This is a genomic window from Christensenellaceae bacterium (assembly GCA_031260975.1).
Classification (GTDB): domain Bacteria; phylum Bacillota; class Clostridia; order Christensenellales; family UBA1242; genus JAISKJ01.
Genome location: JAISKJ010000004.1, coordinates 53,999 through 67,051 on the forward strand (window position 1 = coordinate 53,999; position 13,053 = coordinate 67,051).

The window sequence follows — 13,053 nt, forward strand, 5'->3', positions numbered from 1 at the left end:
AGTTAGGTCCCGATTGTCATTTGTCCATTGACTTTTAGTTGATATATGCTATAATAATCATGTGGATTTGACATTTTTTTACTAAATTAGTAAAAATGTTTGAAAAAAACAGATTTTTATGTTATAATGTGGTTGTGGAAATTACTGTATAATATACAAAAGAGGAAAAAATTATGGGAATTATTTTATCAAAATTTACTGTTTGTGGAGTAAAAAATATTGAAAAGCCAATTGAAATTGACTTTATGAATTATGCTGATGATAGAAAAGATGGACCAGATTACCATAATGTTTTTTCATATAAAAACACTACAGCGATTTATGGCCCAAATGGCTCGGGTAAGAGTGCAATTATTCATGGTTTTGAAATTTTAATAGGAATACTTTTGGATAGAAACTATTTACTTATGAATGAGAGACAAGAGTATTTGAATGCCATTATGAATAGAAAAACCAATTCAATGATGTTGGCAGTAGAGTTTTTTGTATCGGAACAGCAGATTGAGAAACCAAGGAAATATAGATATTTAATCAGTCTTCAAAAAAACAATCCTTTTACAAAGGATATTGATATTCTCAAAGAAGAGTTTATTCAATTGAAACCCGATGTTAGTGTGATTGTATCTGTAGAAAACGGTGATATTAAAGAGGGTGTATTGGGACCTAAGACAAAGGAGGTTTTAAGAAACAGACTAATAAATAGAAGTTTTTTTGAAACAGTTTTTTTTGATGTTCAACAGAAAAACTTAGTAAGTAAAGAAGAAGATTTGCTTATTGATGAAATACAAAAACCGATTGGTGAGTTAATTACAAATTTACATTGTCGGTTGGAATTTGCGGATGCGCATGCAAAATTTTTAATTAATAAAGAAAAACATATCCAAATAGTTGAAAAATTTTTTAGTGATAAAAAAATTGATTTAGATAATTTACATGCGGGCATTCTTCCCAAAGAAATGTTTTCTCAATTTGAAAAAGATGTAAAAGATGCGGCGGACTTTCTTAGAATTTTTAAGCCTGACCTTAAGAAAATTGAAATCATAAAAAAAGAAGATAGAAACATATATTATACTTATCTTAATTTTGTATATACAGATTACCGAATTGATGTTGATTTGGAGAGTGTGGGGATAAAAAAACTTTTTGAATTATTTTTGTTTTTTAAGAATTTGTCAAAACCGGGAAAAGTGCTTGTCATTGACGAACTTGATTCAGCGATTAATGATGCCTATCTTTCAAAAATGATAGAATATTTTGCGGATTATTCAAAAGGACAAATTATTTTCACAACACATAATACTTCGCCGATGGATGTTATGAATTGTCAAAATAGAAGAAATAAGTGTCAAATTTGTTTCTTAGATACTGAAAACAATTTGACAATTTGGAAACACAAGGGTAGTTATTCTCCGTCAAATATTTATAAAAAAGGTCTAATAAAAGGGTTACCTTTTTCGTTGGAAGCGTTTGATTTTATTGACATATTTAGGGGGCATGATAAATGAGCGACGCAAACCAAAGATTAATTTTTTGTTTAGAGTGTAATGGTAAAAATTCAACCACAGATAAGGATTACGTATCAAAAATAATAAGATATTATTATGGTGTAAAACCGGATTATCAGCCTGTTTATATGGATGGTAAAGGGAATTATAAATCAATCCGTACAAAAAGACAAATCAAGAAAGTAGAAGCTTTTTCATCTGGTATGAATATTGTCATAATTTACTTCATTGATATGGATGGAAATCCTAGCAGTTTACGTCGAGTGGCACAAAAGGAATTAGATGAAATAACTACTCACTGCAGAGAGAATGATTATGAGCTCATATTATTTGCTAAAGAAATTGAAGATGTTTTAAAAATTGATAATAGAAGTAATAAAATGAAAGCCGCACAAGAATTTATTGAAAACCCGCATTTTGAAAGGATAGATGAACAGGATTTGAGGAAGACTCTGCCTTTGACCAAGGCAGGGCAAAGCAATATATTATTAGTCTTGGATAAGTATTTTAAATGAAAATTTAATTGAAAAGGAACTCATAAAACGGAGTTCTTTTGTTTTTTGTATAATTGATGACATTTTCAAAAGATATAAATTTTTTTATTTTTTTGGGCAAGATAGAAAAAAGGTGTTATTTGATTGCTATTTTGTCGAAAAATTGGTATTATCAGTCATTAAGGAGGAGTACTAATGAAAAAACAACTTAGTGCTTTAGGAAAAAGCTTGATTTGCGCAGTCATTATGCTGCCAATGATAGCCGGAATTTTTTTACTTAATTTGGGGAACGGAATCAGAGATAATCGTGAACCAGTAAGTAAGGTCTCATCAACATCGGTTGAGCAAGAGGCTTTTAGCGGACGGGAAACCAACTATACTGAAGGAACAGGCTTTAAGGAGCCGGCTTCGGTGGGGGCCACGCTTTCTGAGCCCACTACATGGACTGATACATGGATTGATTATTACGCAACTATTGGTATGACCACATTTGCGCATTTCAATATAAATGTAAATTCCGACCCATTGATAGGGGACTATCGTCTTAATGCGGCAAATTCAACGAATTTGTCAACAAGGGGTCAAACTGCTACAAATCCATGGATTATATCAACTGAACGGGAATTTGCTTTTTGGGCAAGATATCTTTCTTTGGTTGGCAATACGACCAACTATAGAGATGCTTATGCCGCAGCGCCATATTTTCAGCTTGGTGCCGATTTGGACCTTGCAGGCAAAAGGTGGGTTCCGCCGCATTTTGTATATGCAACAGCTGAATCATATACAGTAAGTTCCACTGTATATTACAATAGAATTTATTTTGACGGAAATGGCTTTACTATAAGTAATGCCTATGTAAAGCAATCATATAATGCATCGTCACAGCTGGCTTATCCGTCAATATTCGGAAGGCTTACACCAAAGGCGCAGGTTAAGGATTTGACTATAACAAACGCGTATATCTCTGAAGGTGCGACTGTGGATTCGGCTGCGATTATAAGCCAGAATACTGCAAACTATGATGCTGTTTTTGTAAACATCAATGTTGAAAACAGTGTAGTTCGCGGGAGTGCCGGTTATGGTGTAAACGGAATTGCATCATATGCAGCAGTTATTAAAGATTGCAGCGTGTCTGACACTACTTTCGTTTATGTTCCGGTATTAACCACTACGACTGCATACGCAAGAGGTATTGGTCAGGCTTCGGAATTTATTGGTAATACGGTAGCCAGATGCAGTATAGAAATTGTTAATCATGGGTATGTTGCTTATGCAGTGGGAATAGGTTCGCTGCTGGTTGCAACAGCCTATGCTCAGGAAGCACCTTTTGGAAACAGAGACTATGCTTTGGAAAATACTTTTGTGTTTGAAGGCGGGTTCTTTGACAATACTGTTGAAGATTCAAAGATGAGCGTAACAGTTGACAGCGCGCCAATCCTTTCTAACGGCAATTCTTATAATTATGGTCATGCTTACGGTATTGGTTACAGTACTGCCAATACTCAAATGAGTTTTGTCGGCAATACATTGAAAAACTCACTTGTAAGCGTAAAGATAGACAACAATCCGGCAACAACCGAATGTTTGGCAGTTGGTATGCTTTATGTGGCATTTACTGCTAATGCACAAACCAAAGTGATAGAGATGACGGATAACACCGTGCTAGGCAGCACCATCAGTGTTGTTACGCAAGCCACAACCACATCTGCAAGCGGTATGTTTTATGTAAACAGCGAGTATATAGATGCAAGAATCAGACGATGTTATACAGAAAATACAGATGTAATAAGCCGCAACTATAAACAGTCAGGCTCAGTTGTTTCTTATGCAAGCGGAATTAACATCGGCTTTGCAACCATTATTGAGGATTGTGTTGTAGGATCCGGAAACATTGAAGCACGCAATGAGAAATATTATGTTTATGCATACGGAATAGGAAGCACCCTAGGCAAGAACACAATTTATGGTCCTACCGGACTTGCTTCACTTGATAAGCCTTATGGGAGGCACTACTTTGAAGCGGGACATGAGGGAGACTATGATTATTATATCGGCGACGTACCGGTAACTAATATAACAAATTGCTATAACTTCAGTAATATTACCACAACAACCACTTCCAACATTTATTCTGCAGGTATTGGTATGGCCGAAGGCTTTACAAATTGTATTAACTACGGAAATGTTATGGGGAACTTCGTCGGCGGTATTGCACTTGGTTTTGATTATACTCCAAACTATGTGCCGACAAGTGCCAACCCGAATTATTCTATGTATAACATGCTGAGACCGCTTATAATAACCAACTGTGCCAACTACGGAAATCTTATAAAGGCAGCCAACAATGTTACTTCAGTTATTGGCGGTATGTTTGCGACCTATTGGAATTCATTGAACTATGAAAGAGAGTGGACGAGTGCGTTGGGTGTTACGTATAACGATGATATCAACGGAAGACATGTTGAAGTAACCAATTGTATAAGTGCCGGAAAACCATATTTTTATGTGGTTCAGCAAGATTATTCTTATAAGTTAACAGACGAGTTTAGTGAAGTTGCGGTAGGCACAATGTATTATGGGGCTATTTTCGGCAGGTTGCTTTTGAACCCATATATGTTTACAGATGCTTATGCTTATGACCAAGTTGCACTTGACGACTTTCTTGAAAGAATTATAATCAGTGACAACTTTTATAGCGAAGATGCGTGCTTTGATGCAGATGTTTGGGGATATTCAGCCGGTGTCAGAGAAATTGGCACAACATATAACACAGGGACTGTCACCGAGGTTACAAACCTTACAGAATTTAGATATGTTGCCGGACGTCCTTCTACATATTATTTTGCAAACGAGCTGGGTATAACATATGACGCTCTTACAATAAGGGACGACTATGGATATAACAACGGAACTAACGCTGCTATTCAGCGTGAAAGACTTTATAATGATGTTGCAAAAAATTGGACCAATAATGTGATGTTTGAATCTTTTGCTGACGTAGACACAGAATTAAACACGGCAGGCTGGGACACTTCAAGCAAAGTTCCGCAGCTGACTAACGCAAGCTATCCGTTCCAGATTTTGGCCTATGACCGAAGTAATGCTGAACAAGGATATGCACCGAATGTTTCAATAAAAAGATTAAACGCAAATCAAATGGCGGGAAGTGAAGCTATTAGTTTTACAATAAATGAATTTCAAAATCCGCAAACAGGAAAGAGTATTGAACAATGGTTTTTGTATAACGGACCATCGTCTGCAGCCTACAACACATATGCTACCGTCGGTTTAATGCGAACAAATGCTCTCCCGATGTTTATGTTGTTTGCTGATATTATAGATACTGAGTTTGTAATAAACTTTGAATCTAAAGCAGATTATGTTTTTACACCGGTTTCTTCAGCAGTAATAGGTGACATCATAAATCTTGAGGTTGGGTATACAAACAACACCGGAACTGCTATGACTTATACCGCTATTATATGGTCAGCAGAAAACAAACTTACGGGCGAATATGAAGAGTTTTATGTTCAATACTTTACTGAAAACAACAACCTTCCTTCGGCCAACACAGAGATTTTCTCTTACAACTTGAGTCTTACGGATTTGTTTATAACAAAGTATGCAAAAGGCTCGCTTGGAAGTTATTATTTTGAGATAACAGCAACCGTTGCGGCCGATGCGATTTATGGTATTGACATCGTACTGCCCGCCGGAGAAGGAAACGAGATAGGTGTAAATTGGGAAACCTTTACCTCTGACGACACTGTTAATGTGCTTGAAGACTCTGTTATTACTCTTACGGCTTTTTATGACAGCGCAATCTATGAATTTGGACAGTTTGTTATTGACGGCGTAGCGGACTGCTATGTGCCTGTCACCAATGACATATATTCATCGGTTGTGTCTATTCAAGTAGTAGATGAAATTTATAGCATTACCTTTGAGTTAACTCCTAAAAAATATGATATAAACATACGGACATTTATGTTTACCTCAGGAAATTTAAGGGTTGAGCTGGATAATAGCGGACTTATAGAAAGCTACGGCGAAGCACTTGAACAGGCGGCATTTGTGAGTGCAAGCAATGTTGACCTTAAGGTTTCGGATTTCTATGAAGATACTAGCGCACAGTGTTATTATCAATTTGTCCGCTGGGAATATATAGATGCAAACGGCATAACCGTAGCAGTTGACACAAGCGCATTGCTTATTAGCAGCTTTAATCCGGCTCTCATTAAAAGAAACCTGCAAACTGCAGGAGGTGACACTACATTTGTAGTTGTTGCAATATATCAGCGTCAGGTGCAAGTGGTTGTAGATATGTATAGACCTGACTATGACAATTCGGTCTATAACAACTTGTTTGAAATTTTTAATGGGTCGATTTCGTTGGGGCAGTTCAACAGTCATGGAGAAGTAATCATTGATGAAAACACACTTCTTCGCGTAGAATTTTCTCCTGACACCAGACTGGAAATCAATGAGATAGACGGCGTTGTTGCAACAAGCCGAAACGACTTTGCAAGCAATGCATTGTTCATTGCACTTAACACATTCAGGACCGTTGATGTAACCCTTAAACCCAGACCTGCAACAATAAAGCTTTATACCCAAAAGGCTCATGAGTCATTTGGTCTGGAGGGCGGATTAATAACAAGTGTTGTAGCGATAGGTAATCTTGGCTCTGATTTGAAAGCGCACCTGATGGCATTTGATTACAATGTTAGCTTTACGCTAAACAATGCAATATTGGGCACAGACTATCGTTTTATCAGCTTGGGAATAAAATATCCAAACAGTGACACTTTATATAACTTTGGACTTAATTCCGGCAACAACTATTCATATAATCTTACAATAAATGACAACTTCTTCAGAGACTTTGTGGATATAAACGGCAACTGTCAAGTTTGGCTTTTTGTAGCAAATACTTATGAAGTAGACTTGTCAGCATCTTCGTTTGCACGAACGGCCGGAACTTATGAATACGCCGATGGTATAGGCAATAGTTTTGCTTTGTCATTTGCAGGTGACCCCGCCGGCATACAAGGAATTGATGATTATAAGTTTGTTTTAGACTATGGAACAATAATCAGTTATGTATACACTCAGGGACAGTTCAGTACTTTTAATGACGTAATTGGTATAAGTGAAGCTGAAAGAACCGACAGCGCCGTGGTTATTACTTCACCCAGACAGCTTTCATTTGTATTCCTTCTAAACCAATATACACTTGAAATAAAACAAACCGGCAACGGAAATGCCATTCTTAATGAGAGTTACGCCAGAACATTTGAGCTTGGTTCTGTGATAACATTTGCTTTTGAACCCAACTCAGCTTACTCTATAACGGACATAAAGATTAACGGAAAGACATTGACGCAGCTTGGTGCAGTACAAAATGGTAATACAGTAACCATTGATGTTACTCCGGAGTTCATAATTGCAATTGGAGCACTGACCAACCCGGATGTTGTGCTTACTGCTGATGTGTCAACCCAAATATCACCTGCAATTTTAGGTGGAGTTGGAGGCGGACTTGCAGTTTTGTTGATTGCATTTGTTGTAATATTGTTGTTGGTTTTAAGATCAAGACGTATTAACAAACAACGTATAGCAGCCGAAGCAAAAGCCAGAGAATATGAACAACGATTTAACATCGGAGGCGTCATAGCCGACCTCAAAAAGGGAGACTAAATCCTAAGTCAAACTAAATACTTGGATAAATCGGGCTAAATACTTTAAAAATAAAACGGACGGTAAAACCGTCTGTTTTTTCTTTTTTCCGAATTTATCCAATTTGTTTTGACACATTAGGTTAGTATTTTGTATAATTAAACTATAGATTTAGGGAGGGATTAAAATGAAAACTGAAAAAATTCAGAAAAGCGGTTTAATCATCTCTATCGCACTGTTGTTGATTATTGCTTTTACATTTTTGGCTACATTTCAAACAACACAAGCAGTTGTAAGTCATATTCGGGAAAATTCGGTTAATTCATTGGCAAATGCACCAATTAATTTAAGCGGAAATCGTACGGACAGAGACGATTCTTTTATTTCTCGGGAACTTTTTGATGAGCCAGAATATGATACCACCGAAATAATAGGCGAAGATATTTCAAAAAGGACAGAAACTTCAAAGACTTTTATCCAAGTGGACGGCACCTTTGTAATGCAGGAATATGGTGTGCCGGTGCACTACTTATATGACGATAAATATTTGGATATTGACAACAAACTAAATGAAAGTCTTGAAAATGCCTCCAATTCATTTAAAGTCAGCTTTAGTGACGGTAGCCGTGAAAATTTGGTAAATATAAGTGACGAATACGGCGGCATTTCTATGATGCCCATCTTAACAGAAACACAACGAAAAGACAGTACAAATATTTATGTTTATGACAGCCGTAAAAATACTCAATTGGTGGGAAGCGGAAAGAATTCGCTTGTGGGAGATTGGGGAAACGGCAATGAAACGCAAAAGAATTTGAACAAGGACCAAAGCAATTTGGTAAGGACTCGGGCTCTTGAATATAACATAAATAATTTGGATGCATTAGATAGCCTCAACATAAAAAGTGACAACCTAAAAAACACTCTGACAAATACATTTGCCAATCACAACTCCGCAGTTTTATACAAAAACATAATTGACGATGTTGACATTCAATACATTATTGAAGGAAAGAGTCTTAAAGAAAATATTATTATAAATGCTCCGCTGAACCAATATATATTTAAATTTGAAATGGGTCTTGAAGACCTTGTGCCTCATAAAGCCAGCAATGGTGACATTTTAATCACAAATCAAAAAGGTGAGCTTGTATATATTATTCCCAAAGGGTATATGATTGACGCTGCAGGTATTTATAGTGACAGTGTTGAATATCAAATGGAATATAACCAATTTGGCAACTGCTTTTTAACAGTAATAGCTGATGAAGAATTTTTTGCGAGCTGTTCTTTTCCGGTGGTGATTGATCCCACAATAATTACAAAAACACAGTCAAATATGGTAGTAGGGCAGCACCACGACATAAACTCAAATATTGAACCTGCTTTTAAAGCAGAATGGCATAGGTTTTTAGGAATTAAAACTTACTATTATTATGCATATGTAAATTTAGGAACGCAGAACATCGCGGAGGATATTGGGGGCAAAATAGTTCTGTCTGCAGATTTAACAATCAGTTATGACAACATTAACAGTACAAATTTTGAACCAATGATAAAGTCGAATATTGCTTTTAGCAAAAATGACCCCATTCTATATGCTTTGCCATATACTCCTCAAAACAATTCTACTAAAAAATTATCTATTAATGTTACCACTTATCTTATAGACTATTTAGACAAGGCAGTAATATCTATAAGAGATAAAAACGAAAAAGATACAACTTTTTCGAATCCGATATTAACAATTTATTATACAGAACCAAGCGCTGATTATAATATATCTCAAGATATGGGTGCCAGCGGCCAGGGTATTGTAAATCTTTATACCGGCAAAATGAATTATTTTTATGAAGATGTTGTTATAGAAGATGGCTATATGCCCATTGATGTAAGCCACATTTATGATGAGAATTTTGGAGATGCATTTAATATTGCCCATGGCTTTAAGCTTAATCTTCAGCAAACACTCATTAAAGAGAATAATCAGTTTTATTGTTATACAGACGCGATGGGCAAAAAATATTATTTTACAAATGAAATAAACCCATACAATTCCGAACTTGGACTGAAAATATATCAAAAGAGCGGTTATATCTTTGCCATAGACAGATTTGGTAATTCTATGATATTTACAAGCGGTGGCTATTTAACTCAAGTTCATCAGTATCCTTCAACATATGAAAACCCAAAACAAGCTTTAATGCTTCAGATTAATTTGGAAACTTCAAATAGTCCTAAAATATTGAGTGTCACTAATAACAGAACAATATTAAACTTTTATTATAACAGCGATAACTGTCTAAGTGAAATCAGGAGAGCCGACAACGTAATTGTGTCATTGTATGACGGTGAAATGTGGTCTGGCAGTTATTATTTATATTATGCAGACAAGCATATAGATTTAGGTAGTTTTTACAGAACATACTTTGGTTATGGAGACAACACGGGCACTATGCTAACGCATATAGGATTGGAAACTAATAATCCTTATGATTTGATTTATACTTATACATCAGGAAAGATAAGTAATATTTATACATATTATATGGACAATGCAATTAAAATTGATAGGAATGTCGGCTTATTATATTATGATCATGTCCCCAACGGCTATTATGAAGATGGCAGGGGTGTTTCGAAAAGTGTTGTTTTAAATGAGGATAATGTTTATCGGCATGTTTCGTTTTCTAACAACGATGTTATTGCCGATTATGCCTATGAAATGGACGGTTTTCAAATGACACCGCTTAATGCTGAATCCAACGAATTTGACTATTTTAGTTTTATTGATACTTATGGCACTACGAGAGATGCAGTGCCGATTGATAATATATTAACTTATAACTCAACAACTACAAGACCTGTTATGGGTGGCAGTGGAACAAACAGTTATATACTTTCATTATGGGTAAAAATATCTCCAAACGCATATACTCCTGAAATCACGGCAACGGCACGAAATGGAGGTGTGAATCTTAAAACTTTATCTTATACATTTAATAAAAATCTTTCAGGCTGGCAGTTTGGCACAATTGTGTTTAAGAATTTGACCAATGTGACGGCACTAGCGATGCTTTGCGAAGACATGGAAGAAGTCAGAGATCTGCGCCTTGTCCGTCTGCCTAACCAACCCAGCACTCTTCAAACACAAGATATGTCACCCAAATATAATTCAGATAAACAATTAGAAAGTATTGGTAAATATAACGCTTCAGATGGGACTATTTCAATTTTTACATATGTATATGATGCTCCGGATGTTTTACATCCTGAATACCCCGGGGTTATACTAAGAATTACCGAAAAAATAAATGGTGTTCAGCGGAGCAAAATTGAGTATGGTTATGACGGTAATAACAATCTTGAATCAATAGTAACATATAGTTCATTAACTAGCGATTGTATCATATCCGGCTATTATTATGATGCTTTTGGCCGAGTAATTAATGCAATGGATGGAAATGGTGTTCAAACCGACTACGTCTATAATGATGATGGCACAGTAACCACCAAAGTTTTTGGTATTGATACGATTTATGGCGGCAGTACTGATATAAGCGTGACAGATAAATATTATCAGGGTAGTGGACTTTTGAAGTCCACCAATACCGGCGGAACTTTTGACAGCAACAGCGGACAGTTAATAGGTGGCATAGCAACAAGTTTTGATTACACTAATTTTGGTGGGCTGCAGATTATAAATCATAACGGGTTTAATAGTATTTTTACTTATGATAGCAATAAGAATATTGAAAGCATCAGTGTAGCCAATCAACAGCTTGTGGATTATAATTATTCTCAGACTCAAGATTTAGTTAACTATGCCAACGGGCAAGGTATTAAGTATAATTATGATACCAACGGCTATTTAGACAACATGACAGATCGAAGCAATAATCCTATTGCAACGTTTGGCTATAATAACGTGGGTTGGCTGACTTCGGCGAGCAATGTGAATGGAGTTAATTATACCTATAATTATACACCAAATTCACAGGTAAGCGGGCAGGTTTTTGGCTATAATGTTGTTAATACTTACAACATGGAAGCCCGTTATTTTGCTGCTGGCGACACAGGTTATCCAACTAAGGAAGAGTATTATTACCTCAATGTACTTAGGGATAAAGCCGAGTATAACTACAACGCTAACGGCACACTCGGCGGTATTAACAAAATCAATACAAGCATAACCTATGGCTATGGTCCAAACTACAGGATAACTTCTGCAAACATATTGTTTAACGGAAGAAATTATACTCATTCCTATGAGTATTGCCCTCTTGCAAGTTCTGTGACAAGCAACATGGTACAAGCCAGCGACTTTAGCATTAATAATATTTGGAAAAACGGATATACATATACTTATCACCGCACAGGCAATATTGAGAGTGTATGTGACAGCGACGGCAATTATCTGATGTGGTATTATTATGACAAGTATGACAGACTGATTAGAGAGTATAATGTGCCGGCAAACAGAATATATAACTACACTTATAACAACGGCGGAAATATAACGCAGAAAGACGAATATGATTTGAGCTGGAACTGGGTAACACAAACTTTATACTATTATGACAATCCTTGGAAGGACCTGCTCACCTCGTATAAGGTTTGGACTACCAGCGGCTGGTCAAGTGTTATTCCTGTAGTTTATGACGCCGCCGGTAATCCCACCAGCTATATGGATAAGACAATGACATGGCAGAACGGCCGGGAGCTGGCATCAGTGACCACAGGCAACAGTTCGGCAGCATATCAGTATGACCACAACGGCTTGCGTATACGAAAAACTACAGGGATATTTAATAATAATCTTTACTTCTGGGAAGGTAACAGATTATTGTGTGAGAGTGCTGGATTTGGCAATTCACGATGGTTTCTCTATGACCAAACCGGCATTTATGGTTTTAATTACAGTCCCCTCATCGGCAGTGTTGACTATATCTATGAAAAGAATATATTTGGAGACATAATCGGCATCTACCGCGTGAGTGACGGCGTGAAGATGGGCAGCTACGAATATGATGCGTGGGGAAAGATTCTGGCTATCAAAGACGGCAGCGGTAACATAGTGCTTCCTACCGACACAAACAACATAATGAACCAAAACCCCTTCAGATACCGCAGTTATTATTATGACAATGAAACAGGCTTTTACTATCTGCAATCACGTTACTACGACCCAAGCATAGGAAGATTCATTAACGCCGATGAGCCCAGTGCATTGTATAGTAATGCCGGAATGACCTTTGGAGCTAATCTGTATGCGTATTGTCTGAATAACCCTGTGATGTATACTGATTCTACGGGGTATGGGCCTTTTGCAGATTATTTCAGCGGAGTGTGGGACGGTATAAAAGCCACAGCTG

General features: G+C 36.6%; 4 protein-coding genes. All 4 read left to right on the top strand.

Annotated features, from left to right (window positions below; genetic code table 11):
• Positions 1-173: 173 nt before the first annotated feature.
• Positions 174-1,505 carry an ATP-binding protein gene (locus LBN07_04615; protein ID MDR0850729.1) on the top strand — a complete coding sequence of 444 codons (1,332 nt, stop codon included), beginning with the start codon at positions 174-176 and terminating at the stop codon, positions 1,503-1,505.
• Positions 1,502-2,020 carry a hypothetical protein gene (locus LBN07_04620; GenBank protein MDR0850730.1) on the top strand — a complete coding sequence of 173 codons (519 nt, stop codon included), beginning with the start codon at positions 1,502-1,504 and terminating at the stop codon, positions 2,018-2,020. The genes LBN07_04615 and LBN07_04620 overlap by 4 nt, the downstream gene beginning before the upstream one ends.
• Before the next feature lie 174 nt (positions 2,021-2,194).
• Positions 2,195-7,699: a hypothetical protein gene (locus tag LBN07_04625; GenBank protein MDR0850731.1), complete on the top strand. Its 5,505-nt coding sequence runs from the start codon at positions 2,195-2,197 to the stop codon at positions 7,697-7,699.
• Positions 7,700-7,865: 166 nt separating this feature from the next.
• Positions 7,866-13,053 (top strand): RHS repeat-associated core domain-containing protein (locus LBN07_04630; protein ID MDR0850732.1); only part of this gene is annotated, 5,188 nt, incomplete at its 3' end.

Bases quoted from the DNA above. Each gene is read 5' to 3' on its own strand.
- LBN07_04615 (MDR0850729.1), top strand. From the start codon at position 174: ATGGGAATTATTTTATCAAAATTTACTGTTTGTGGAGTAAAAAATATT.
- LBN07_04620 (MDR0850730.1), top strand. From the start codon at position 1,502: ATGAGCGACGCAAACCAAAGATTAATTTTTTGTTTAGAGTGTAATGGT.
- LBN07_04625 (MDR0850731.1), top strand. From the start codon at position 2,195: ATGAAAAAACAACTTAGTGCTTTAGGAAAAAGCTTGATTTGCGCAGTC.